Below are 22,828 nucleotides of genomic sequence, written 5' to 3'. Positions count from 1 at the left end.
ACCTCCGCCACAACATCACGAGGAGTACGCCCGCACATGGCACGTCTAGTCGGCGTGGATCTCCCCCGCGAGAAGCGGATGGAGATCGCGCTCACCTACATCTTCGGGGTCGGTCGCACCCGCGCCCTGGAGACGCTCGCCGCGACCGGCATCTCGCCGGACAAGCGCGTTCGGGACCTCACGGACGAGGAGCTCGTCGAGCTCCGGAACCACATCGAGGGCAACTACAAGGTTGAAGGCGACCTGCGCCGCGAGGTCGCCGCTGACATCCGCCGCAAGGTCGAGATCGGCTGCTACGCCGGTATCCGGCACCGTCGCGGTCTGCCCGTGCGTGGCCAGCGCACCAAGACCAACGCGCGGACCCGGAAGGGCCCGAAGCGGACCGTGGCCGGCAAGAAGAAGCCCGGCAAGAAGTAACTAGGAGCGCACAGACTTATGCCACCGAAGGCTCGTGCCGGAGCCGCCGTCAAGAAGGTCCGGCGCAAGGAACGCAAGAACGTCGCCCACGGGCAGGCGCACATCAAGAGCACCTTCAACAACACCATCGTGTCCATCACGGACCCGACCGGTGCGGTCATCTCCTGGGCCTCCTCCGGCCAGGTCGGCTTCAAGGGCTCTCGCAAGTCGACTCCGTTCGCCGCGCAGCTCGCCGCCGAGGCCGCCGCGCGCCGCGCGATGGAGCACGGCATGCGCAAGGTCGACGTGTTCGTCAAGGGCCCCGGCTCCGGCCGGGAGACCGCCATCCGTTCGCTGCAGGCCGTCGGCCTCGAGGTCGGGCAGATCTCCGACGTCACGCCGCAGCCGCACAACGGGTGCCGTCCGCCGAAGCGTCGCCGGGTCTGAGAGGTTAGAGAGAGATGGCTCGTTACACCGGTGCTGACTGCCGCCGTTGCCGGCGGGAGAAGATGAAGCTGTTCCTCAAGGGCAGCAAGTGCGATGGTCCGAAGTGCCCGTTCGAATCCCGGCCGTTCCCGCCCGGGCAGCACGGCCGCGGCCGCACGAAGGAGACGGAGTACCTGCTCCAGCTCCGTGAGAAGCAGAAGGCCCGCCGTGTCTACGGCGTGCTGGAGAAGCAGTTCCGCGGCTACTACGAAGAGGCCGTGAGCAAGGAAGCCAAGACCGGTGAGGTCCTGCTGCAGATCCTCGAGTCGCGGCTGGACAACGTGGTCTACCGGGCCGGCTACGCCAAGTCCCGGGACATGGCCCGTCAGCTGGTCAAGCACGGCCACTTCACGGTGAACGGCAAGAAGGTCGACATCCCGTCGTACCGCGTCAAGGAGCACGACATCGTCGAGGTGCGTGCCAAGAGCAAGGAGCTCACCCCGTTCCTCGTGGCGCAGGGTGAGGCCGGCTCGAGGACCGTTCCGGCGTGGCTGGAGGCGATCCCGAGCCAGCTGAAGATCCTCGTGCACTCGCTCCCGGCCCGCCAGGTGATCGACACCCAGGTCCAGGAGCAGCTGATCGTCGAGCTCTACTCCAAGTAAGGGCTCGTTGCGGTGGCCCGTCCTCCGGGGCGGGCCACCGGAACAGTTGTGTCGTGGGCGTCATATAGCGGGCGCCCCGGAAGAGAAGAGAAAAGATGCTCATCAGCCAGCGACCGTCTCTCTCCGAAGAGTCGATCAACGAGACCCGCTCCCGGTTCACCATCGAGCCGCTGGAGCCCGGCTTCGGCTACACGCTCGGCAACTCGCTGCGGCGTACGCTGCTGTCGTCGATCCCGGGCGCGGCGGTCACCTCGATCAAGATCGACGGTGTGCTGCACGAGTTCACCACGATCCCCGGTGTCAAGGAGGACGTGGTCGAGCTCGTCATGAACATCAAGGAGCTGTGCGTCAGCTCCGAGCACGACGAGCCGGTCAGCATGTACCTGCGCAAGCAGGGCCCGGGCGACGTGACCGCCGGCGACATCCAGCCCCCGGCCGGTGTCTCGGTGCACAACCCGGACCTGAAGCTCGCCACCCTCAACGGCAAGGGCCGGCTCGACATGGAGCTGACCGTCGAGCGGGGGCGCGGCTACGTCACGGCGGCGCAGAACAAGCAGGCGGGCGCCGAGATCGGCCGGATCCCGGTCGACTCGATCTACTCGCCGGTGCTCAAGGTGACGTACCGGGTCGAGGCGACCCGTGTCGAGCAGCGGACCGACTTCGACCGGCTGATCATCGACGTCGAGACCAAGCCGTCGATGGGCCCGCGTACCGCGCTGGCCTCGGCCGGCTCGACGCTGGTGGAGCTGTTCGGGCTGGCCCGGGAGCTGGACGAGACCGCCGAGGGCATCGACATCGGGCCGTCCCCGCAGGACGCCCAGCTGGCGGCGGACCTGGCCCTGCCGATCGAGGAGCTGGACCTCACCGTCCGCTCCTACAACTGCCTCAAGCGCGAGGGCATCAACGCCGTTGGTGAGCTCATCGGGCGTACCGAGGCCGACCTCCTCGACATCCGCAACTTCGGTCAGAAGTCGATCGACGAGGTCAAGATGAAGCTCGCCGGGATGGGCCTGGGGCTGAAGGACTCGGCTCCGAACTTCGACCCGGCGCACGTCGTGGACGCCTTCGGCGAGGCCGACTACGACACCGACGACTACCGCGAGACCGAGCAGCTCTAGTCCGCGCTGCCGCCACACCTGAGGAGCACCAAGCATGCCCACGCCCACCAAGGGCCCCCGCCTCGGCGGCAGCCCCGCGCACGAGCGGCTGATGCTGGCCAACCTGGCCACCGCGCTGTTCCAGCACGGCAAGATCCAGACCACCGAGACGAAGGCCCGGCGGCTGCGTCCGCTGGCCGAGCAGCTCATCACCAAGGCCAAGCGCGGCGACCTCGCCTCGCGCCGCCGGGTGCTGGGCGTCGTCAAGGACAAGGACGTGGTCTACGCCCTGTTCGACCAGATCGCGCCCCGGTACGCCAACCGCAACGGTGGCTACACCCGGATCGTGAAGACCGGCCCGCGCAAGGGTGACGCCGCTCCGATGGCGATCATCGAGCTGGTGGAGGAGCTTCAGGTCGCCGAGCCGAAGGCGAACAAGAAGACCGCCGCCCGCAAGGCCGCGCAGCAGGACAAGGTCGAGGCCCTGGCCCCGGCCGAGGAGGCGCCGCGCTCCAGCGACGCCGACCAGGACGCCGAGGCGCCGGTCTCCGCGTCGGGTGACACCGCCGCCGCCCGTGAGGACAGCGACGAGGCCACCGAGAACGACAAGGCCTGAGATCAGGCTCGACCGGGCCCGGTATCCCCTCGGGGGTGCCGGGCCCGTCGCCGTCGACAGGAGGTACGAGGTGGACGAGCGGACCCGGCTGCGGCTGGACGTCTCGTACGACGGCACCGACTTCTCCGGCTGGGCGCCCCAGCCGGAGCGGCGCACCGTGGCGGGCGTGCTCATGCAGACGGTGGACCTGGTGCTCGGCGCGGGCACGGCGACCGGCCTGACGGTGGCCGGACGTACCGACGCCGGGGTGCACGCCACCGGGCAGGTCTGCCATCTCGACCTGCCGGCGGCGGTGTGGCGGGAGCACGAGGGGCGGTTGCTGCGCCGGCTGGCCCGGCTCCTGCCGCCCGATGCGCGGGTTCGCGCGATGACCGAGGTGCCGGCCGACTTCAACGCCCGGTTCTCGGCCACGTTCCGGCGCTACGAGTACCGGGTCACCGACGCGCCGTGGGGCGCCGAGCCGCTACGCCGCCGGGACACGCTGGCCTGGCCCAAACCGCTGGACCTGGCGGCCCTCAACGCCTCCGCCGCCGGGCTGGTGGGCGAGCACGACTTCGCCGCGTACTGCCGGCGCAAGGAGAACGCGACCACGTTGCGCGAGGTGACCCGGCTGGACTGGCGGCGCGACCCGGACGGGATCCTGGTCGCCACCGTGCAGGCCGACGCGTTCTGTCAGAACATGGTGCGCAGCCTGGTCGGGGCGATGCTGGTGGCCGGCGACGGGCGGCGGCCGGTCCAGTGGCCGGCCGGCCTGCTGACCCGGCGGGAACGCTCCAGCGAGGTGACCGTAGCGCCCGCGCACGGTCTCGCCCTGGTGGAGGTGGGCTACCCGGCCGACCCGGCCGAGTACGCCCGCCGGGCCGAGGAGACCCGCCGGTTGCGGGTGCCGGTGGCCGAGGGCTGAACCCGGATCAGTCCGTGCCCCGCTGACCGCCGCTGTCCTCGACCGAGTCCGCGTCGGGCTGCCCGGCGGTTCCGGAGGCCGCGCGGCGGTCCAGCACACCCTGGTTGAGGTGCAGCTCGACCAGGTCGTACATGATCTCGCGGGCGGTCGCGTCGTCGCTCGGGATGTGCTCCCCGTCGGCGCGGGTGACCAGGCAGAAGGCGACGTAGTGTCCGCGTACCTGCCAGGCGACCCGGGCCGCGGCCCGCTCCACCGCCTCGGTGCCGTCGCCCGCGGCCATGCCACGGAACCGTCCCTGGCGCGTGTCGAGCAGCGGCCGGATGCGGTCGCGTACCCGCTGGGCGGTGGCCACGTCGGTGAGGTTGAGCAGACCGGCGGTGATCAGGTGGTCGCCGTCGGGGGAGCGGAGCGTGCCCCGCACGACCTGGTTGCAGCCGAGCCGGACCAGCAGGTCGGCGATCTCGCCGGTGGCCGCGACCTGGCACTTCGTGCTGGCCTGGGTCTTGAGCACCCGGTAGGCCGGCTCTCCGTCGGTGACCACGAGCTCCTTGGCCGGGAAGACCTCCTTGGCGGTGAGTGACGCCTGGTCGGTGTCCCGGGAGTCCAGGTCGGTGCCGCCGGACGGGGCGCTCGACTCGGTCGGCTGCGGGGTCGGCCGGCCGGCCGGCGGCGTGGTGGTGCGTTCGTCGAGCAGGGCCGCGACGGCGAGCCCGGTGAGTGAGAGCAGGAGCAGTACGGCGGCGCCGCCGACGAGCGTCTGCCAGAACCGGCCGCCGCCGCGGCGTTCGGCGCGCCGGGTCCGGGGCGGCTCGGAGACGTCGGCGGCGCGGGCGGCCAGGCTGGCCTGGATCGGCACCGCCGGCCGGTTCGTCGCCGCCGGTACGGGTGCCGGCAAGGGCGGCGCGGGCTGCGGCACCGGGGAGGGTTCCCGTGGTGGCGCGGGCCGCCCGGGTGTGGGCGCCGGGGCCGGTGGTGCCGGAACGGGTGCGCGGGCGTCGTCCACCACCGCCTGCCCGTCGGGGTCGGCCTGCTCGGCCGCAGCGGCCGGTGGCAGGGTGGTGGGTCGCGGCGGCGGGGGCAGCGACGGGGTGGGGAAGCGGGAGCGTGACGGACCCGCGGGCGGGGGCGTCGTGGCTGCGGGCCCGTTCGGGGCCGACCCGGGCTTCGGGTACTCCAGGAAGGCGTCCTCTTCGGACTCGTACCGGTACACCATGTGGCATAGAGTAGGGCTGATTGTCCCTTTCAGGGGTAATATCGGGAAAATCTGGCGGAGTGGCGTGCGGCCCGGCCCGCGACACCGTCGCCGGAACCACTCCGGCCCGGTGCGAGAATGCCTGCGTGACCGGCGACCACTACTTCACCGCTGAGCCCTCGACCCCGGCCCGCCCGCGCGAGGTCGAGTTCACAGTCGCCGGACGCGACTACACGCTCGCCTCGGCCGGCGGCGTCTTCTCCGCCGACCGCCTCGACCCGGGCACCGCCGTGCTGCTGCGCAAGGCCGAACTGCCGGCCGCCGACGTCACCGGCGCGCTGCTCGACATCGGGTGCGGCTTCGGCCCGATCACCTGCGTCCTGGCCACCGTCGCACCGCAGGCCACCGTCTGGGCGGTGGACGTCAACGAGCGCGCCCGCGCCCTCACCACCGCCAACGCGGCCCGGGTCGGCGCCGCCCGTCGGGTACGCGCCGTCGCACCCGACGAACTGCCGGACGACGTCACCTTCACCCAGATCTGGTCCAACCCGCCGATCCACATCGGCAAGCCGGAACTGCACGGCCTGCTGCTGCGCTGGCTGCCCCGGCTCGCCCCGGACGGCGTGGCCTGGCTGGTCGTCGCCCGGCACCTCGGCGGCGACTCGCTGCACCGCTGGCTGGTCGAACAGGGCTGGGCGGTCGAGCGGCACGCCAGCCAGAAGGGCTACCGGGTGCTGCGGGTCACCCGGTAATCCGGTGTCGTCCACCGACCGGGCTCGGGCAGGATGCCCGCGTGGGATACGTGGACGTGGCAGGGGTCGGGCACATCCTCCCGGACGGACGTGAGCTGTTCGGCGACGTGTCGTTCCGGGTCGGCGAGGGCGCGAAGGTGGCGCTCGTCGGTCCGAACGGCGCCGGCAAGACCACGCTGCTGCGAATGGTCGCCGGCGACCTGCCGGTGAAGACCGGCGCGATCGCCCGCTCCGGCGGGCTCGGCGTGATGCGGCAGTTCATCGGCATGATCGGTGACGAGTCCACACTCGCCGACCTGGCCCTGTCGCTCGCCCCGCCGGCGCTGCGCGACGCCGGGCTGCGGCTCGCCGAGACCGAGGCGGCCATGCGGGCGGCCGAGGTCCGCGGCAAGTACAGCTCCGCCGCCGCCAAGGCCCAGCTCGCGTACGCCGACGCGCTCGCCGCCTGGGGTGAGACCGGCGGGTACGACGCCGAAGTCCTGTTCGACACCGTCGCCACCATCGTGCTCGACCTGCCCTGGGACAGCGCCCGGGACCGGCCGGTGCGCACGCTGTCCGGCGGCCAGCAGAAGCGCTTCGCGCTGGAGCTGCTGCTGCGCGGCCCGGACGAGGTGCTGTTGCTCGACGAGCCGGACAACTTCCTCGACGTACCCGGCAAACGCTGGCTGGAGGCGCGGCTGCGCGAATCCGGCAAGTCCGTGCTCTACGTCTCGCACGACCGGGAACTGCTGGCCCAAACCGCCGACCGGGTCGTCGCGGTGGAGGGCGGCAGCGCCTGGGTGCACCCGGGCGGCTTCGCGAGCTGGCACTCGGCGCGGGTGGCCCGGCACGCCCGCCTCGACGAGCTGCGCAAACGCTGGGACGAGGAACACCAGAAGCTGCGCGAGCTGATGCTGATGTACAAGCAGAAGGCCGCGTACAACGACGGGATGGCCTCCCGCTACCAGGCCGCGCAGACCCGGTTGCGCAAGTTCGAGGAGGCCGGGCCGCCGCCCGTACCCCCGAAGGACCAGGACATCCGGATGCGCCTGACCGGCGGGCGGACCGGCAAGCGCGCGGTGATCGCCGAGCAGCTGGAGCTGGACGGCCTGACCTACCCGTTCGACCTGGAACTCTGGTACGGCGACCGGGTCGCGGTGCTCGGCGCGAACGGCACCGGCAAGTCGCACTTCCTGCGCCTGCTGGCCCGGGGCGGCACCGACCCGGAACCGGGCAACACGCCTGTGGACGGTGCCGCCGCGCTCGCGCCAGTCGCCCACGGCGGCGTGGTCCGGCTCGGCGCCCGGGTCCGGCCCGGGCACTTCTCGCAGACCCACGACCGGCCGGAGCTGATGGCGAAGACGCTGGTCGAGGTGCTGTGGCGCGGCGACGACCACCGGGCCGGCATGGACCGGCACGCGGCGATGGCGGCGCTGTCCCGGTACGAGCTGGCCGGGCAGGGCGACCAGCGGTTCGGCACCCTCTCCGGCGGGCAGCAGGCGCGGTTCCTGGTGCTGCTGCTGGAACTGTCCGGGGCGACGCTGCTGCTGCTCGACGAGCCCACCGACAACCTCGACCTTGCCTCCGCCGAGGCGCTGGAGGCCGGGCTGACCGCGTTCGACGGGACGGTGGTCGCGGTGACACACGACAGGTGGTTCACCCGTACCTTCGACCGGTTCGTCCTGTTCCGGGGCGACGGCGACGTGGTGGAGACGCCGGAACCGGTCTGGGACGTGGGGTGATCGGCCAGGACCTGGCCGACCGGCTGTCTTCTACTCGCACGCGTACGCCGGGGAGGTGGCGCTCGGGCGGGTGCTCGGCGACCCGACCGGCGAGCTGACCGCGCTGCGGGCCGAGACCGCCGACTACCCGCCCGCGCTCGGCGCCGCGCTGGTCGCCGGTGGCTGGGAGGCCGGGCTGCTGCTCGACGGCGCGGCCAAGGGCGCGGCCGGAGGTGACTCCGGCTACGTGGCGGGCTGCCTGTTCCGGGTGGTCGGGGTGCTGGTCCACGCGCTGCACGGACGGGCCGGACGGTGGCTGGTCAACGAGAAGGGCATGATCGCCTCCGCCGGGCGCCTGCCGGGCGCGCCGCCGGACTTCGCCGCGCGGGCGCAGGCGCTGCTGGGCGCGGTGGGGCGTACCCCCGCGGAACTGGCGGCGACCATCGGTGACGCCCGGGTGTTGGCCGCCGAGGTGCGTGGTTGAAGTGCTCGCCGGGTGGGTGCCCGGGCTGCGGGCATAGGGTGGATCTCGTGAGTGAGATGACCTATCGCCGGTTGGGCGACTCCGGGCTCGTGGTGTCAGTGGTCGGCATCGGCTGCAACAACTTCGGCCGCAAACTCGATCTCGACGGCACCCGGGCCGTCGTGGACGCCGCGCTCGACGCCGGGATCAACTTCTTCGACACCGCCGACATCTACGGTGAGCCGCAGGGCGCCTCCGAGGAGACGCTCGGCCAGGCACTGAAGGGCCGCCGCGACGACGTAGTGGTGGCCACCAAGTTCGGCATGGACATGCACGGCGCGAACGGACCGGATCACGGCGCCCGGGGTGCCCGCCGCTACATCGCCCGCGCGGTCGAGGCGTCGCTGCGCCGGCTCGGCACCGACCACATCGACCTGTACCAGATGCACGAGCCCGACCCGGGCACCCCGATCGACGAGACACTCGCCGCGCTGGACGACCTGGTGACCGCCGGCAAGGTGCGCTACCTGGGCAACTCCAACTTCGCCGGGTGGCAGATCGCCGACGCCGACTGGACCGCGTCGTCGCAGGGGCGTACCCGGTTCATCTCCGCGCAGAACCACTACTCCCTGCTGGAGCGCGGGGTGGAGGACGAGGTGATCCCGGCCTGCGAGCGGTTCGGCCTCGGCATGCTGCCGTTCTTCCCGCTCGCCAACGGGCTGCTCACCGGCAAGTACAAGCGGGGCGAGGCACCCCCGGCGGGCAGCCGCCTGGCCGGTGGCGGCCGGTACGCCGAGCGGCTGGCCGCCGCGCGCTGGGACGTCATCGAGGCGATCGAGGCGTACGCGGCCGAGCGCGGGATCAGCATGCTCCAGGTGGCCGTCGGCGGTCTGGCGGCCCGTCCCGCCGTGACGTCGGTGATCGCCGGGGCGACCACTCCCGAGCAGGTGAGGGCCAACGCCGAAGCCGGCACCTGGCAGCCCACCGACGAGGACCTGGACGCCTTGGACGCCATCCTCTGACAGTCTTCGCCGCACCGACGCCCTGACCACGTCGGGCCTGCGCGTGTGCTCGCGCGTACGGCGTGCCGTCCGCGCCTGCCGTCCGCGCGTCGGGCGTGCCGTCGGCGCGTGCGTGCGTGTCGGGCGTGCCGTGCGCGCGTCGGGTGTGCCGTCCGCGCGTCGGGTGTGCCGTCCGCGCGTCGGGTGTGCCGTCCGCGCGTCGGGCGTGCCGCCCGCCGGGGCTCGCCCGCGCGCGAGGCACCCATGGCGTTCCACCCAGAGGCAGCGCTCACGATGGGTGGAACGGTATGGGTGTCAAGAGGGCCTTGAGACACCCATGGCGTTCCACTGGCGGCTGGATCTGGCGACGAGTGGAACGGCATGGGTGTCTGTGGCGGCCTTTGAGCCCGTGGTGTCTCGGGCGGCCCGGCGGCCCGGCGGTCCGGCGGGCGGCGGGCGCGGATCAGTGGTCCGCCGCGGTGGCGCGACGTTCCGCCAGGGCCTGGCGGACCAGGGCGACTGTGGCGTCCGGACGGCGTAACACGTCGTCGGCCGTGAACCGCAGCACGACCCACCCGGCCGCGCGCAGCGCGTTCAGGCGCGCCACGTCCCGCCGGAAGTGAGCCCGTTCGCGGTGGTGGTCGCCGTCGTACTCGACCGCGAGGCGGAGCGCCGGCCAGGCCAGATCCACCCGGGCCACGAAGCGTCCGCCGGCGCGCACCTCGTGCTGGGCGACGAGCGGGCCGAGGCCGGCGTCGAGCAGGAGCAGCCGCAGCCGCGTCTCCATCGGGGACTCGCTCAACGGCTCGGCCAGCGCCAGCACCTCGCGCAACAGCGGAGCGCCCGGCCAGCCCGGGCGGTCTGCGGCGTAGGCCCGCAGGACGGGCAGCTGCACGACCCGTCGACGCAGCAGCGCGTCGACGGCGACCAGAGCCTCGGCGACTGGACCCTGCCGACCCAGGTCGAACGCGCTACGCAGCCCGGTGGTGACCGGCAGCCCGCCGACGCGGGTGCGGTCCCGCTCCGGCAGCGGCGACCGGACCACCCGCAACCGTGGGTGTGGGCGCAGTCGAGTGGCTGCCGGCAGCAGCACGGCGACCGGTGCGTCGCGGGTGAGCACGTCCGCGCCGTACAGCCAGGCGGCGCTGCGCCCGGCGAGCACGGCACCCGGCGGCAGGCGCAACGACACCGCCTCGCACCACATCCGGTGGTCGTCGGCGCGGTATGCGTCCCGGTGGACGTACACGTCCGGCAGCAGGCGGACCCACGCCGGCCCGCGCAGCATCGTCCAGGTGAGCAGCCCCTCGGAGACGGCACGGCCGCCCCGGAACGGCAGGACCGCCAGGCGGCCCGGGACACGAGCGGGAACGGACATCCCGGCAGCGTGTCGTGACGAGACGGTCACCCGTCGCCCCGGTACGGCATGTGCACGGTTCCTGGGAAAAACCTCACCCGGGCTTCCGTACGGGCGGGAGGCGTCGTACGGTAGGCCGCAAGTGACCCACGGGAGCCCGGTGCGGACCGGGCTGAGAGGGGGGCTGGGAGCCCCCGACCGTCGAACCTGATCCGGGTAATGCCGGCGCAGGGAGGAGCGTTGCCGTGCTGTCCCTGGGACGACTGCATCTCATCACCGACACCCGGCCGGGGCGTGACCCGCTCGCCGTGCTGGATGCCGCCCTGCCCGTGGCGGGCGCCGAACTCGTCGTGCAGGTGCGCGTGGAGGACGACGCCACCGACCGGGAGGCGTACGAGCTGGCGCGCCGGGTGACCGAGGCGTGCCGGCCGTACGGGGCACTGTGCCTGGTCAACGACCGGCTGCACGTGGCGCTCGCGGTGGACGCCGCCGGGGGCCACGTCGGCGCGGACGACCTGCCGGTGGCCGCCGCGCGCCGGGTGCTCGGACCGGACGCGGTGCTCGGCGCGACCGCCCGGGAGCCGGTGGGCGCCCGAGCGGCGGTGGACGCGGGCGCGAGCTACCTGGGCGTCGGCCCGTGCCACGTCACCGCCACCAAGTCCGGCCTGCCGGACCCGATCGGCCCCGAGGGGGTACGCGCGGTCGCCGAGGCGGTCGGCGTGCCGGTGATCGCGATCGGCGGGGTGACCGCAGCGAGCGTGCCGGCGTTGCGGGCCGCCGGGGCGTACGGGGTGGCAGTGGTCGGCGCGCTCAGCCTGGCCGCCGATCCCGCGCACGCCACCGCCGAGCTGCTGCGGGCGCTGACGTGTTAAGAGGGGGCCCTTCCTCTACCGGAGGCGTTAACAGGGGGCCCTTCCTTACCGACGTGGCGGTGGTGGGGGGCGGTCCGGTGGGGTGGGCTGTCGCGTGGCGGTGCGCGCAGCGAGGACTGCGCGTGGTGGTGCACGACGACCGGCCCGGATCGGGTGCCTCGTCGGTGGCCGCCGGGATGCTGTCGCCGGTCGCCGAGGCGTACTTCGGTGAGCACGAACTCACCGCGCTGCTCGTGGAGTCCGCCGCCCGCTGGCCCGGCTTCGCCGCCGAGCTGGCCGGGGCGAGCGGCGTCGACCTCGGGTACCGCACCGAGGGCACGCTCGTCGTCGGGCTCACCGCCGACGACCTGGCCGAGGCGCGGCGGCTGTGGTCGTACCAACTGGGGTTGGGGCTGCCGATCACGCCGCTGCGCCCCTCGGAGCTGCGCGACCGCGAGCCGGCGCTGGCGCCGCGCGTGCGTGGCGGCGCGGTCGCCCCCGGCGACCATCAGGTCGACCCGCGGCGACTGGTCGCGGCGTTGCGCACGGCCGCGGAGCGCGCCGGGGTGGAGCTGCGCCCGAGCCGCGTCGGTGCGCTGTCCGAGGTGGACGCGCGGGTCACTGTGGTCGCTGCCGGGTGTGGTGCGGCGGGCCTGACCGGCCTGCCGGTCCGGCCGGTGAAGGGCCAGGTGCTGCGGCTGCGCGCACCGGGTGGCGGTCCGCCGGGCTTCCGGCACGTGATCCGGGGGTACGCGGACAGCGAGCCGGTCTACCTGGTGCCCCGGGACAGCGGTGAGGTGGTGGTCGGGGCGACGGTCGAGGAGCGCGCGGACACCGCTGTCACCGCCGGTGGCGTGCTGACGCTGCTGCGCGCCGCCGCGGAGCTGGTGCCGGAACTCGTCGAGTACGAGCTGGTGGAGTCGGTGGCCGGGCTGCGCCCCGGTACGCCCGACAACGCGCCGATCATCGGGCCGCTGCCCGGGCGGCCGGGCGTGCTCGCCGCGACCGGGCACCACCGGCACGGCATCGTGCTCACCCCGGTCACCGCCGACCTGGTCACCGAGCTGATCGTCACCGGCGAGCCGGATCCCGCGCTCGCCCCCTTCACCCCGGACCGCTTCGGGAAGGAGCGCACGTGGAACTGATCGTCAACGGCACCGGCCGGACGCTGCCCGAGGGCGTCACAGTCGCCGAGGTGGTCCGCACCGTGACCGACCGGGAGCGTGGGCTCGCGGTGGCGGTGAACGGCGAGGTGGTGCCGCGCGGCGGCTGGTCGGCGAGCGTGCTGCGCGACGGCGACCGGGTCGAGGTGCTCAGCGCCACACAGGGCGGGTGAGCGGATGTCCACGTGGGAGATCGGCGGGGTCACGTTCGGTTCCCGGCTCATCCTCGGTACCGGCGGCGCGGCCAACCTGCACGTGCTGGAACAGGCGATGAGCGCCTCCGGCACCGAACTGGTGACGCTGGCGCTGCGCCGGGTGGACACCACGCCCGGCGGGTCGGGCGGCCTGCTCGACCTGGTGGAGCGGTGTGGCGTACGGCTGCTGCCGAACACGGCCGGCTGCCGGACCGCGGTGGAGGCGGTGAAGACGGCGCACCTGGCCCGGGAGGCGTTCGACACGGACTGGGTGAAGCTGGAGGTGATCGGTGACGAGCGCACGCTGCTGCCCGACGGGGTGGAGCTGCTGCGCGCCGCCGAGGAGTTGGTGGCCGACGGGTTCACCGTGCTGCCGTACACCTCGGACGATCCGGTGCTGGCCCGGCGGCTGGCCGATGTGGGATGCGCGGCGGTGATGCCGGCCGGGTCGCCGATCGGCTCCGGGCTGGGCATCGGCAACCCGCACCACATCCGGCTGATCCGGCAGGCGGTCGACGTGCCGGTGGTGCTCGACGCGGGCATCGGCACGGCGTCCGACGCGGCGCTGGCGATGGAGCTGGGCTGCGACGCGGTGCTTCTGGCCAGCGCCGTGACCCGGGCCGCCGACCCGGTGGCGATGGCCACGGCGATGCGGTACGCGGTCGAGGCCGGGCGCCTGGCGTACGGCGCGGGCCGGATCGCCCGCCGCTTCCACGCCCTGGCGTCCACCCCCGACACCGGACGCCCCGACCTGTGACCGCCTTACGCGTAGCGGATCTCGGTATGGAAGCGCCCCTGGAGGGGCAGCCGCGTACCAAGATCTACGCCGGCCCGACCGGGGTGGTCGTGTTGACCGATCGGCGTGCCGTCCGGGGGGCGCTCGTCGACGTGGTGGCGGGTGCCGTCGGTGGGAGTGTGCGGTGGGTGGTGCTGCGGGAGAAGGATCTGCCCCGCGCCGAGCGCCTCGCGCTCGCCGTCGACCTGCGCGCGGTGCTCGCCGAGGTGGGCGGCGCGCTGATCGTCGCCGGACCCGATCCGCTCGACGGGGACGCGGTGCACCTGCCCGCCGCGGGCCCGTACCCGCCGCCCGCCGTCGGACTGGTCGGCCGCTCCTGCCACGACACCGCCGAGCTGGCCCGGCTCACCACCGAGCACTACGTGACGCTGTCCCCGGTCTACGAGACCCGCACGAAGCCCGGCTACGGCCCCGCGTTGCGACCGGCCGGACTCGCCGCGCTGGTGAAAGCCAGCCCGGTCCCGGTGCTCGCCCTAGGCGGCATCGAAACTCCGGCCCAGGTAGCGGCCTGCGTGGAGGCAGGCGCCACCGGAGTGGCAGTCCTGGGCGCCATCATGCGCGCCGACGACCCGGGAGAATCCGCCACCACGCTGGGCAGAGCCTTCCAGGAGGCGGCCACCCGTGTGACGCGCACCCACCTCGCGCGATCCGACGAAGGTCAGCCCTCAACCGCAACCACCGGAGAAGAGGACCAGTGACGCCGAAAACCGTTCTGAGCATCGCCGGCTCCGACTCCGGAGCCGGGGCGGGCATCCAGGCCGACCTCAAGACGTTCGCCGCGCTCGGGGCGTACGGCACGAGCGTGCTCACCGCCGTCACCGCGCAGAGCACGAGGGGCGTCGACGCCGTCCTGCCGCTGCCCCCGCAGACCGTACGCGACCAGATGGACAGCGTGCTCGGCGACTTCGACGTCCGCGCCGTGAAGAGCGGGATGCTCGGCACCCCGGCGGTCGCCGACGCGGTGGCCGAAGCGGCCCGGGCCGGGCGGCTGCCGCACCTGGTCGTCGACCCGGTGCTGGTCGCCACGAGCGGGCACCGGCTCGGCGTGGTGGAGGCGGTCGAGCGGCTGCTGCCGTACGCGGAGGTGGCGACGCCCAACTGCGCGGAGGCCGCGGCCCTCACCGGAGGCCCGGTGGGCACCGTCGAGGAGATGGTGGCGGCGGCGGAGGCGCTGGCGGCGCGCGGACCGGCCTTCGTGGTGGTGACCGGCGGCGACGTGGACGCCGACGGCGAGTCGGTGGACGTGCTCGCCGGCGGCGGGACCACCCGGCTGCTGCGCGCGCCGCGGGTGGACACCCGGCACAACCACGGCACCGGCTGTTCGTTCTCGGCCGCCGTCGCGGTCCGGCTCGCCGCGGGTGACGCGGTGCCGGTGGCGGTGGCGGCCGCCAAGGAGTACGTCACCCGCGCGCTGACCGGCGCGCGGGGCTGGGAGCTGGGCGCGGGACGCGGCCCGCTGGACCACTTCGGCTGGTCCGCTTGAGCGACAGGGAGGCTGTCATGCAGGCACGTCGCAAGGTGTACGTGGAAGGGGCACGCCCGGACATCCGGGTGCCGTTCGCCGAGGTGACGCTGACCGGGGACAACCCGCCGGTACGGCTGTACGACACCTCCGGTCCCGGCTCCGACCCGGAGGTGGGGCTGCCCGCGCTGCGCGGCCGGTGGATCGCCGAGCGCGGCGACGTCGCCCCGGTGCGCGGCGCCGGTACGCCGCTGGCGGGCGTGGACGGGAAGCGGCCGACGCAGCTCGCGTACGCCCGGGCCGGGATCGTCACGCCGGAGATGGAGTTCGTGGCGATCCGGGAGTCGGTGGCGCCGGAGTTCGTGCGGGACGAGATCGCGGCCGGCCGGGCGGTGCTGCCGCTGAACGTCAACCACCCGGAGTGCGAGCCGGCGATCATCGGCAAGGCGTTCCTGGTGAAGGTCAACGCCAACATCGGCACCTCGGCGGTCACCTCGTCGGTGGCCGAGGAGGTGGAGAAGCTGACCTGGGCGACCCGGTGGGGCGCGGACACCGTGATGGACCTGTCCACCGGCAAGCGCATCCACGAGACCCGCGAGGCGATCGTGCGGAACGCGCCGGTGCCGATCGGCACGGTGCCGATCTACCAGGCGCTGGAGAAGGTCGGCGGCGACCCGGTGAAGCTGAGCTGGGAGGTGTTCCGCGAGACGGTGATCGAGCAGGCGGAGCAGGGCGTCGACTACATGACAGTGCACGCCGGGGTGCTGCTGCCGTACGTGCCGCTGGCGGTGGACCGGGTGACCGGGATCGTGTCCCGGGGCGGCTCGATCATGGCGGCCTGGTGCCTGGCGCACCACGAGGAGAACTTCCTCTACACGAACTTCCGGGAGCTGTGTGCGCTGCTCGCGAAGTACGACGTCACGTTCTCCCTCGGTGACGGGCTGCGTCCCGGTTCCATCGCGGACGCCAACGACGAGGCGCAGTTCGCCGAGCTGCGCACGCTCGGTGAGCTGACGAAGGTCGCCTGGGAGTACGACGTCCAGGTGATGATCGAGGGCCCCGGGCACGTGCCGATGCACAAGATCAAGGAGAACGTGGACCTCCAGCAGGAGTGGTGCCACGAGGCGCCGTTCTACACGCTCGGGCCGCTGACCACCGACGTCGCGCCCGCGTACGACCACATCACCTCCGCGATCGGCGCGGCGATGATCGGCATGTTCGGCACCGCGATGCTCTGCTACGTCACCCCGAAGGAGCACCTGGGGCTGCCGGACCGCGACGACGTGAAGGCGGGCGTGATCGCGTACAAGATCGCGGCGCACGCGGCCGACCTGGCCAAGGGGCACCCCGGCGCGCAGGCGTGGGACGACGCGCTCTCCAAGGCCCGGTTCGAGTTCCGCTGGGAGGACCAGTTCAACCTGGCGCTCGACCCGGAGACCGCGCGGGCGTACCACGACGCCACGCTGCCCGCCGAGCCGGCGAAGACCGCGCACTTCTGCTCGATGTGCGGGCCGAAGTTCTGCTCCATGAAGATCACCCAGGAGCTGAAGGACTACGCGGCGCGGGGCATGCGCGGCAAGTCGGAGGAGTTCGTCGCCTCCGGGTCACGGGTCTACCTGCCGCTGGCATGAGCGAGGCCGGGGCGGGCCGTGCGTTCCGGTCCGCCCCGGTCGCCGTTCAGTCGCGGTGGTGCCGCCCGGTACGCAGCGAGCGGGCGTCGTCGGCGTTGTCGTCCGAGGCGAGACCGGCGACCCAGTCCACGTACTCGTCGTCACCCGCGTCGCCGGGCTCGGCCGTACGGTCGGTCGGCTCCGGCTCGTTCCTGGCCCGGTTGCGCCGGAACAGGCCGCGCCGGTTCTTCGGCTTCCCGGCGGGAGCGTCGGTGTCGTCCGTCTCGGCGTGCCGCCCGCGCCGGGAGTCCGTCTCCGTCTCCGCCGCGGTGGCCTCCGGCAGCGCCGTGCCAACCTCGGTCGGTACCGCCGCCCCCGGCTCCGGGCGGGCGACCGGCGTCCCCGGCTCCGGGCGGGCGACCGGCGTCCCCGGCTCCGGGCGGGCGACCGGCGTCCCCGGCTCCGGGCGGGCGACCGGTCCGGCGGGGCGGGCGTTCGTGGCGAGCGCGTCCCACCCGGTGCTCGCGCCCGGTTCCGGCAGTCCCCGGTGACGGGGGTGCGGCGGCTCGGCCGGGGTGGTCGCCTCCGTGCCGTCCCGCGCCGGTGCGTCCGGTGCGGTGGTCGCGCGGTGCGGGCGGGACGCCGGAGTGAGCGGCCAGGCCGGGCGTACCTCGCCGGGCGTGCCGGTGACGTCCTCGAACATCGGGAACCGGGGCCGGGACGACGGGGCCGGCGCCGGGTCGTCGAAGAAGAAGCTGCGTCCGGCCGGTGCGGGATCCCCGGTGGCGGTGCCGGGAGCCGGGCTGGTACCGGCCGGTGTGCCGGGGTCCGGTGCCGAGGCGGCGCTCGCGCCGTCCCGGGCCGGGTTCGTGGCCTGGGGGATCGGTGCGGTGCCGGCCGCACCGGACCCGGGGACGGCCGGGCCGCCGGCGCGCGGTCCGGTCTTCGGGGTGCGGGGACGCCGGGAGCGGGTGGTACGGCCCGCCGCGCCGCTGTCTCCGGTGGCTTCGGCCGGTGGCGTGGCGGCGGGGTCACTGTCCGCGTCGGCCGCGACCGGCCCGGCGGGGGCGCTGCTGTCCGTACGCGGGCCGGGGACGTGGCTCGCGGTCGTGCCGCCGGTGACCGGCGACGCGTCCTTCGAGGCGGTGCCCGCACCGGCGCTCGGGGAGGTGGCGTCCGTGGCGCGGGGGGTGGTGGTCTCGTCGGCGGGTGACGTCGATCCGTCGGTCGTCCCGCTGGACCGGCCGGGGCCGGTGCGGCGCGGCCGGGTCACCCGTGGCGCGGCCGTCGCAGCTTCCGGTCCCGGTGCGGCACGGGAGGTGTCCGTGCCGTCCACGGGGGTGACTGTGGAGGTGTCAGCGGGCCGGTCGGCGGTGCCGGTGCGGTCCGAGGTGGTCGCCTCGCCGGTGCCCTCCGCATGTGCCGTGCCCGCACCCGGGACCGGGCGGCCGGCGGCCAGGACGTCGATGGCCGAGGTCCGGCGCCCCGGCGGCAGCAGACCCGGCATGGGCTGGCCGTGGCGCGTGTCGACGACGGCCGGGCGGTCGCCGGGCGGCTGAGCGGCGGCGGGCGGCTGAGCGGCGGCGGGCGGCTGAGCGGCGGCGGGCGGCTGAGCGGCGGCCGGCTGCGCGGCGGCGGGAGGATCGGTACCGGCCGGAGCCGTCGCCGGGCCGCCGGACTCCGGCCAGTCCCAGTGCGCTGGTGCGGCGGCGCCGCTCGTCACCGGAGGCGCGGGCGGGGCGGCCGGGACACCCGGAGCGGACGAGTGCGGCAGTGGCGCGAGGATGTCGGTGGCCTCGACGGCCTCGGGATCACCGGTGGCGGTGACCGGGCGGGGCAGCACGGTGGTGGCGGTCGAGCCGAGCGCTCCGGCGACCACGGCGATCAGCGCGCCGTAGTAGGGCGCGACCTGGTAGCGGTCGATCGCCGAGCCGGGACCGGCGGTCAGGTAGGCGAACGCGACGAGCACCGGGCCGGCCGCACCGGCCGCCCCGCCGACGAGCGGCGGCCAGTCGGCCCGGCGGGCGAGCACGCCGACCGCCCCGCCGGCCACCAGCGCGAGCACCGGCAGCACCAGCATGGACAGGCGCTGCGCCGCCTCCGGATCGAGCCAGGACGGTTCGAGTACGCCGAGCCGTACCGTGTCCAGCGGGCGGTTGGAGACGATCGTGGGCGCGACGGACAGCAACGCCATCAGCCAGACGGTCCCGGCGGTGATCGCCACGCCCCAGCCGAACGGCGGCTTGAGCAGGACGGCGATCGCGGCGCCCGCGCCGACCACCGCGCCGAGGGCGGCGCAGATGCCGGCCGCCCAGCCCGGGTCGACGGATCCGCCCAGCTCGGCCGCGCGGGCCGGTTGCATGCACAGCGGGGCGACCACCATCGCGCCCAGCGCGCTGACGCCGGCGATGGAGAGCAGTTCGGTGGTGCCGCCCTGATCGCCGTCGCGGCGGGCGAAGCGCTCGGTGAGGACGGCTCCGGCGACCGTGGCGACAGCGGCGAACCAGCCCACCCAGACGAGCTGGGCGGGCCACCGGTTGACCGAGACGTCGACGAACGCGCCGTCGAGGCGTACGACTCCGAAGCCGTACGCGATGCCCAACTGGCCGGCCCCGGCCAGCACGCTCACCCCGAGCGCCGTGAGCAGCAGCCTGCCCCACGTCCGAAAGGCCATGTCGGGCACGTTACGGCCCGGTGCCCCCGATCGCCACCTTGCCGCCGCGCGGCGCGGCGAACCCGCCGGTGCGGCTACAACAGTTCGACCAGGCGCGCGAGGTAGGTGGTGTCGCCGACGTTTGTGAGCATGTGCACCGCGCCCGGGTCGCGGTAGACCACGCCGCCGGTCGGCTCGTCGGCGTCGATGGTGTGGCCGTCGACCGTCTGCACCACGTTCTTGGCGCCCTGGATCGCCACCACCAGATACGGGTGGTCGTGGCGGTGCAGCGGCTGCCGCTCACCCGGCTCCAGCCGGATGTGCCAGACGCGTACCCGGTCGTTCTCGTACACGATCTCCTGGCCCACCGGGCCGAGTTCGAGGTCGGCGGAGGTGTCGGTCATCGCGGTCCGTCCAGGCGGGGGAGCACCTCGGCGGCGATGAGCTCCACGTGGTCGAGGTCGTCGAAGTCGATCAGGCGCAGGTGGACCCGCGTGGCACCGATCGCGGCGAACTCGCCGATCCGGTCGACCAGCTGGGCGGGGGAGCCGACCACCGGGTCCTCCGGCGGCAGCGCGCTCGTGACGTGCAGCGGCGCGGCCCGGCGCTGCGCCTCGGCGTCGGTGCGCCCGATCGCCACCACGATGCCGGCGGAGAGCGCCAGCGGCGCGCGGCCGGAGGCGTCCCGCCCGGCGCGGTCGCACGCCTCCCGCACCCGCTCGTACGCGACGGCGGTCTCGGCCACGCTCTTGAACGGCATGTTGAACTCGTCGGCGTAGCGGGCGGCCAGCTCGGGGGTGCGCTTCGGTCCCCGGCCGCCGACGATCACCGGCGGGCCGGGCTGCTGCACCGGCTTGGGCAGCGCGGGGGCGTCGACCAGACGGTAGTGCTCACCGGTGAAGCTGTACGTCTCGTCGGACGGGGTGCGCCACAGCCCGGTGACGATCTCCAGTTGCTCGGCCAGCCGGTCGAAGCGCTCGCTCACCGGCGGGAACGGGATGCCGTACGCGGTGTGCTCGCGCTCGTACCATCCGGCGCCGATGCCCAGCTCGACCCGGCCGCCGCTCATCCGGTCGACCTGGGCGACCATGACCGCCAGCGGCCCGGGGAGCCGGAACGTGGCGGACGTGACGAGCGTGCCGAGCCGGATCCGGGAAGTCTCCCGGGCCAGCGCGGCGAGCGTCAGCCAGGCGTCGGTGGGGCCGGGCAGCGCCGGCTCGTCCCCCATCGCCCGGTAGTGGTCGGCCCGGAAGAAGCCCTCGAAGCCGGTCTCCTCGACCAGCCGGGCGAACCGGAGCTGGTCGTCGTAGTCCGCACCGCGGTGGGGTTCGGTGAACACCGAGACCCGCATGGTCACCGTCCTCCCACGGGTACGCCCGGGGCGTCCCGCTCCATCAGCAGTTCGTGCAGCTCGGCGCTGATCCGTGCGACGTCGGCCAGGTGTTCGTGGCGGCCCAGCGTGCGGGGCCGGGGGACGTTCACCTCGACCACCTCGCGGATGCGGCCGGGGCGCGGGCTGAGCACGACGACCCGGTCGGCGAGCAGCACCGCCTCGTCGATCGAGTGGGTGACGAAGACGATCGTCGCCTTCGTCTCCATGTGCACCCGCTGGAGTTCGCCGGAGAGTTCCTCACGGGTGAGCGCGTCGAGCGCGGAGAACGGCTCGTCCATCAGCATCACCCGGGGCGAGCCGATCAGCGACCGGCACAGCGAGACGCGCTGCTGCATGCCGCCGGACAGCTCGTGCGGGAGGCGCTTCTCGAAGCCGCCCAGCCCGGCCATCTCCAGCAGCTTGCGGGCCCGGTCGCGGTGCTCGGCCCGGCGCCAACCGAAGATCTCCACCGGCAGCAGCACGTTGTCCAGCACCGAGCGCCAGGGCAGCAGTGCCGGCCGCTGGAACAGCATCGCCACGTCGCGGCGGGGCTTCGTGATCGGCGTACCGTCCACGGTGATCTCACCGCCGGTGACCGGCAGCAGACCGGCGATCATGCGCAGCAGCGTGGACTTGCCGCAGCCGGAGCGGCCGAGGACGGCGACGAACTCGCCTTCGGTGACGTCGAGGTCGATGCCGCGCAACGCCTCCACCCGCCCCGAACGGCCGTCGAAGGTGCGGGACACCCCGGACAGTCGGATCATCTCCCGCCGGCTCCCTTCCACGTCGTTGGCGAACGCGAGCCGGGCTAGCGTAGCGGACCGGCCATATAGCACCGTCCGGGGTGGACGTCAGTCCGCTTTCCGTCACGCAACTTCGTTTCCGTTCCGCAACCGGGACGGCGGCGGCGGTTCATCCACCTTCTCGTACGCTGTTGCGCGCGAAGAGTCCCCTCACGACGGTCCAGTCGGCCGAACCCATGTGCCGACCCCGTCGGACCCACGACCCGACCGGCGAAGAAGTCCTGGTCGGAAAGGACATGGTGCACTGATGAGAAGGCTGACCCGTACGGTCGCCGCCGCGGCTCTGGCCACCGCCCTCGCCCTGGTGGGCGGCTGCAGCAGCGACTCGGAGAAGTCCGAGAGCGGCGGCGGCAACGGCGCGGCGCTGGAGAAGGTGACGTACCTCACCTCGTTCGGCAACTTCGGGCGTGACTCCTACGCCTGGGTGGCGAAGGACAAGGGCTTCTTCAAGGAGGCCGGTTTCGAGGTCGACATCAAGCCCGGTCAGGGCACGGGCTCCGTCATCCAGACCATCACCGGCGGCCAGGCCGACTTCGGCCCGATCGACCTGACCGGTGGCATCCTCCAGCTCGGCAACGGTCAGGCGAAGGACTTCGTGGCGGTGGCCGCGATCCAGCAGCGCACCATGGCCGCGATCGTCACGGTCGAGGGCAAGAACATCGCCACCCCGAAGGACCTCGAGGGCAAGAAGCTCGCCGACACCCCGACGTCCGTCGTGCGCAACCTCTTCCCGACGTACGCGCGGCTGGCCGGCATCGACGGCAGCAAGGTGACCTGGGTCAACGGTGAGGCGCAGGGCCTGATCGGCATGCTCGGCTCGGGTTCGGTGGACGGCATCGGCCAGTTCGTCGTCGGCCAGCCGACGGTGAAGACGGTGACCAAGAAGGAGCCGGTCATCCTGCCGTACAGCAACGTGATGCAGGACCTCTACGGCAACGCGCTGATCACGTCCACGAAGATCGCCAAGGAGAAGCCGGAGATGGTGAAGAAGTTCACTGCCGCGCTGCTCAAGGGCCTGGAGTACTCGCTGGCCAACCCGGACGAGGCGGCCGAGATCCTGAAGAAGAACGTGCCGGCCGCCGTGCCGGCCGCGGCCTCCGCCGAGCTTGCGCTGATGGCGGCGTACGTCCGGTCGAGCAACTCCGGCACCGCGATCGGCACGCTCGACAGCGGCCGGGTGGCCAAGAGCATCGCGCTGCTCCAGGGCGCCGGTTCGCTCAAGCAGAACCTCACCCCGGACCAGATCATCGACTTCAACCTCGCGCCGAAGGCCTGACCGGTCCGCTCGGGCCAACGGGGGTGCGACCCGCCGGACACCCCGGTGGGGCGCACCCCCTTCCCGTGCCGGTCACACCGACCGG

The 22,828-nt window shown here is 73.5% G+C and carries 24 protein-coding genes and 1 riboswitch; of the genes, 18 read left to right on the top strand and 6 right to left on the bottom strand.

Features of this window, described 5'->3' with window-relative positions:
* Positions 1 to 36 precede the first annotated feature (36 nt).
* The 6 genes from rpsM (at position 37) to truA (ending at position 4,101) form a co-directional block, all read left to right on the top strand.
* A complete protein-coding gene (gene rpsM / locus GA0070215_RS01670) occupies positions 37 to 417 on the top strand; it encodes a 30S ribosomal protein S13 (RefSeq protein ID WP_013288614.1) in 381 nt (126 codons plus the stop codon).
* Positions 418 to 435: 18 nt separating this feature from the next.
* The gene (gene rpsK, locus GA0070215_RS01665; protein WP_013288613.1) at positions 436 to 843 is read left to right on the top strand and encodes a 30S ribosomal protein S11; all 408 of its coding nucleotides are present in this window, start codon (positions 436 to 438) and stop codon (positions 841 to 843) included.
* Positions 844 to 857: 14 nt separating this feature from the next.
* On the top strand, positions 858 to 1,484 hold the full coding sequence (rpsD, locus tag GA0070215_RS01660) for a 30S ribosomal protein S4 (RefSeq protein ID WP_018784565.1): 627 nt from the start codon (positions 858 to 860) through the stop codon (positions 1,482 to 1,484).
* Between the two features lie 95 nt (positions 1,485 to 1,579).
* Positions 1,580 to 2,602 carry a DNA-directed RNA polymerase subunit alpha gene (locus tag GA0070215_RS01655; protein WP_018784566.1) on the top strand — a complete coding sequence of 341 codons (1,023 nt, stop codon included), beginning with the start codon at positions 1,580 to 1,582 and terminating at the stop codon, positions 2,600 to 2,602.
* Positions 2,603 to 2,636: 34 nt separating this feature from the next.
* Positions 2,637 to 3,197, top strand: a complete 561-nt coding sequence (gene rplQ, locus GA0070215_RS01650; protein WP_091041128.1) for a 50S ribosomal protein L17 — start codon at positions 2,637 to 2,639, stop codon at positions 3,195 to 3,197.
* A gap of 70 nt (positions 3,198 to 3,267) precedes the next feature.
* Positions 3,268 to 4,101 carry a tRNA pseudouridine(38-40) synthase TruA gene (gene truA, locus GA0070215_RS01645; protein ID WP_091041126.1) on the top strand — a complete coding sequence of 278 codons (834 nt, stop codon included), beginning with the start codon at positions 3,268 to 3,270 and terminating at the stop codon, positions 4,099 to 4,101.
* A gap of 7 nt (positions 4,102 to 4,108) precedes the next feature.
* Here truA and GA0070215_RS29455 read toward each other — a convergent pair whose 3' ends face one another.
* Positions 4,109 to 5,314 (bottom strand): hypothetical protein, encoded by a 1,206-nt coding sequence (locus tag GA0070215_RS29455; protein WP_279616531.1) that lies wholly within the window; start codon positions 5,312 to 5,314, stop codon positions 4,109 to 4,111.
* Positions 5,315 to 5,439: 125 nt separating this feature from the next.
* Between GA0070215_RS29455 and GA0070215_RS01635 the strand changes: the two genes are divergently transcribed.
* Genes GA0070215_RS01635 through GA0070215_RS01620 form a run of 4 tightly spaced genes read left to right on the top strand, consistent with a single transcriptional unit; the run spans position 5,440 to position 9,230 of the window.
* Positions 5,440 to 6,045 (top strand): class I SAM-dependent methyltransferase, encoded by a 606-nt coding sequence (locus tag GA0070215_RS01635; protein ID WP_026267682.1) that lies wholly within the window; start codon positions 5,440 to 5,442, stop codon positions 6,043 to 6,045.
* 41 nt (positions 6,046 to 6,086) lie between these two features.
* Positions 6,087 to 7,766, top strand: a complete 1,680-nt coding sequence (locus GA0070215_RS01630) for an ABC-F family ATP-binding cassette domain-containing protein (RefSeq protein ID WP_018784570.1) — start codon at positions 6,087 to 6,089, stop codon at positions 7,764 to 7,766.
* 55 nt (positions 7,767 to 7,821) lie between these two features.
* Complete coding sequence (locus tag GA0070215_RS01625) at positions 7,822 to 8,229, top strand: hypothetical protein (RefSeq protein ID WP_244166827.1); 408 nt, start codon at positions 7,822 to 7,824, stop codon at positions 8,227 to 8,229.
* Positions 8,230 to 8,267: 38 nt separating this feature from the next.
* On the top strand, positions 8,268 to 9,230 hold the full coding sequence (locus tag GA0070215_RS01620; protein WP_026267683.1) for an aldo/keto reductase: 963 nt from the start codon (positions 8,268 to 8,270) through the stop codon (positions 9,228 to 9,230).
* Between the two features lie 442 nt (positions 9,231 to 9,672).
* Here GA0070215_RS01620 and GA0070215_RS01615 read toward each other — a convergent pair whose 3' ends face one another.
* Positions 9,673 to 10,584, bottom strand: coding sequence for a DUF559 domain-containing protein (locus tag GA0070215_RS01615; RefSeq protein ID WP_091041123.1), 912 nt, complete (start codon positions 10,582 to 10,584; stop codon positions 9,673 to 9,675).
* A 118-nt stretch (positions 10,585 to 10,702) separates the two neighbouring features.
* A riboswitch (TPP riboswitch) is annotated at positions 10,703 to 10,814 on the top strand.
* On the opposite strand from GA0070215_RS01615, the gene thiE reads away from it, so the two are divergent.
* From thiE to thiC, 7 genes are all read left to right on the top strand, one after another.
* The gene (thiE, locus tag GA0070215_RS01610) at positions 10,809 to 11,435 is read left to right on the top strand and encodes a thiamine phosphate synthase (protein WP_091041121.1); all 627 of its coding nucleotides are present in this window, start codon (positions 10,809 to 10,811) and stop codon (positions 11,433 to 11,435) included. Its footprint overlaps the riboswitch before it by 6 nt.
* On the top strand, positions 11,429 to 12,559 hold the full coding sequence (gene thiO, locus GA0070215_RS01605) for a glycine oxidase ThiO (RefSeq protein WP_208600259.1): 1,131 nt from the start codon (positions 11,429 to 11,431) through the stop codon (positions 12,557 to 12,559). The genes thiE and thiO overlap by 7 nt, the downstream gene beginning before the upstream one ends.
* Positions 12,550 to 12,750: a sulfur carrier protein ThiS gene (gene thiS / locus GA0070215_RS01600; protein WP_013288601.1), complete on the top strand. Its 201-nt coding sequence runs from the start codon at positions 12,550 to 12,552 to the stop codon at positions 12,748 to 12,750. The genes thiO and thiS overlap by 10 nt, the downstream gene beginning before the upstream one ends.
* Before the next feature lie 4 nt (positions 12,751 to 12,754).
* A complete protein-coding gene (locus GA0070215_RS01595; protein ID WP_018784576.1) occupies positions 12,755 to 13,528 on the top strand; it encodes a thiazole synthase in 774 nt (257 codons plus the stop codon).
* Positions 13,529 to 13,554: 26 nt separating this feature from the next.
* A complete protein-coding gene (locus tag GA0070215_RS01590; RefSeq protein WP_091041117.1) occupies positions 13,555 to 14,265 on the top strand; it encodes a thiamine phosphate synthase in 711 nt (236 codons plus the stop codon).
* Entirely contained in the window at positions 14,262 to 15,050 is a 789-nt protein-coding gene (thiD, locus tag GA0070215_RS01585; protein WP_018784578.1) for a bifunctional hydroxymethylpyrimidine kinase/phosphomethylpyrimidine kinase, read from the top strand. Before GA0070215_RS01590 ends, thiD begins: the two co-directional genes overlap by 4 nt.
* Positions 15,051 to 15,067: 17 nt before the next feature.
* Positions 15,068 to 16,660 (top strand): phosphomethylpyrimidine synthase ThiC, encoded by a 1,593-nt coding sequence (thiC, locus tag GA0070215_RS01580; protein ID WP_018784579.1) that lies wholly within the window; start codon positions 15,068 to 15,070, stop codon positions 16,658 to 16,660.
* 46 nt (positions 16,661 to 16,706) lie between these two features.
* Here the strand turns inward: thiC and GA0070215_RS01575 are convergent, their stop codons facing one another.
* From GA0070215_RS01575 to GA0070215_RS01560, 4 genes are all read right to left on the bottom strand, one after another.
* Complete coding sequence (locus GA0070215_RS01575; RefSeq protein WP_091041115.1) at positions 16,707 to 19,313, bottom strand: hypothetical protein; 2,607 nt, start codon at positions 19,311 to 19,313, stop codon at positions 16,707 to 16,709.
* Between the two features lie 74 nt (positions 19,314 to 19,387).
* The gene (locus GA0070215_RS01570; RefSeq protein WP_018784580.1) at positions 19,388 to 19,696 is read right to left on the bottom strand and encodes a cupin domain-containing protein; all 309 of its coding nucleotides are present in this window, start codon (positions 19,694 to 19,696) and stop codon (positions 19,388 to 19,390) included.
* Positions 19,693 to 20,643, bottom strand: coding sequence for an LLM class F420-dependent oxidoreductase (locus GA0070215_RS01565; protein WP_091041113.1), 951 nt, complete (start codon positions 20,641 to 20,643; stop codon positions 19,693 to 19,695). Before GA0070215_RS01565 ends, GA0070215_RS01570 begins: the two co-directional genes overlap by 4 nt.
* Before the next feature lie 2 nt (positions 20,644 to 20,645).
* Positions 20,646 to 21,428: an ABC transporter ATP-binding protein gene (locus tag GA0070215_RS01560; protein ID WP_091041111.1), complete on the bottom strand. Its 783-nt coding sequence runs from the start codon at positions 21,426 to 21,428 to the stop codon at positions 20,646 to 20,648.
* 286 nt (positions 21,429 to 21,714) lie between these two features.
* Here GA0070215_RS01560 and GA0070215_RS01555 point away from each other — a divergent pair, with 286 nt between their 5' ends.
* The gene (locus tag GA0070215_RS01555) at positions 21,715 to 22,743 is read left to right on the top strand and encodes an ABC transporter substrate-binding protein (protein WP_018784583.1); all 1,029 of its coding nucleotides are present in this window, start codon (positions 21,715 to 21,717) and stop codon (positions 22,741 to 22,743) included.
* Positions 22,744 to 22,828 lie beyond the last annotated feature (85 nt).

The organism is Micromonospora marina (assembly GCF_900091565.1).
GTDB classification, from domain to species: domain Bacteria; phylum Actinomycetota; class Actinomycetes; order Mycobacteriales; family Micromonosporaceae; genus Micromonospora; species Micromonospora marina.
This window is presented reverse-complemented; position numbering and strand designations above follow the sequence as displayed.

Coding starts and splice junctions, on each gene's coding strand:
- rpsM (WP_013288614.1), top strand. CDS start 37: ATGGCACGTCTAGTCGGCGTGGATCTCCCCCGCGAGAAGCGGATGGAG.
- rpsK (WP_013288613.1), top strand. CDS start 436: ATGCCACCGAAGGCTCGTGCCGGAGCCGCCGTCAAGAAGGTCCGGCGC.
- rpsD (WP_018784565.1), top strand. CDS start 858: ATGGCTCGTTACACCGGTGCTGACTGCCGCCGTTGCCGGCGGGAGAAG.
- GA0070215_RS01655 (WP_018784566.1), top strand. CDS start 1,580: ATGCTCATCAGCCAGCGACCGTCTCTCTCCGAAGAGTCGATCAACGAG.
- rplQ (WP_091041128.1), top strand. CDS start 2,637: ATGCCCACGCCCACCAAGGGCCCCCGCCTCGGCGGCAGCCCCGCGCAC.
- GA0070215_RS29455 (WP_279616531.1), bottom strand. CDS start 5,314: ATGGTGTACCGGTACGAGTCCGAAGAGGACGCCTTCCTGGAGTACCCG.
- GA0070215_RS01615 (WP_091041123.1), bottom strand. CDS start 10,584: ATGTCCGTTCCCGCTCGTGTCCCGGGCCGCCTGGCGGTCCTGCCGTTC.
- GA0070215_RS01595 (WP_018784576.1), top strand. CDS start 12,755: ATGTCCACGTGGGAGATCGGCGGGGTCACGTTCGGTTCCCGGCTCATC.
- GA0070215_RS01590 (WP_091041117.1), top strand. CDS start 13,555: ATGGAAGCGCCCCTGGAGGGGCAGCCGCGTACCAAGATCTACGCCGGC.
- thiC (WP_018784579.1), top strand. CDS start 15,068: ATGCAGGCACGTCGCAAGGTGTACGTGGAAGGGGCACGCCCGGACATC.
- GA0070215_RS01575 (WP_091041115.1), bottom strand. CDS start 19,313: ATGGCCTTTCGGACGTGGGGCAGGCTGCTGCTCACGGCGCTCGGGGTG.
- GA0070215_RS01570 (WP_018784580.1), bottom strand. CDS start 19,696: ATGACCGACACCTCCGCCGACCTCGAACTCGGCCCGGTGGGCCAGGAG.
- GA0070215_RS01565 (WP_091041113.1), bottom strand. CDS start 20,643: ATGCGGGTCTCGGTGTTCACCGAACCCCACCGCGGTGCGGACTACGAC.
- GA0070215_RS01560 (WP_091041111.1), bottom strand. CDS start 21,428: ATGATCCGACTGTCCGGGGTGTCCCGCACCTTCGACGGCCGTTCGGGG.
- GA0070215_RS01555 (WP_018784583.1), top strand. CDS start 21,715: ATGAGAAGGCTGACCCGTACGGTCGCCGCCGCGGCTCTGGCCACCGCC.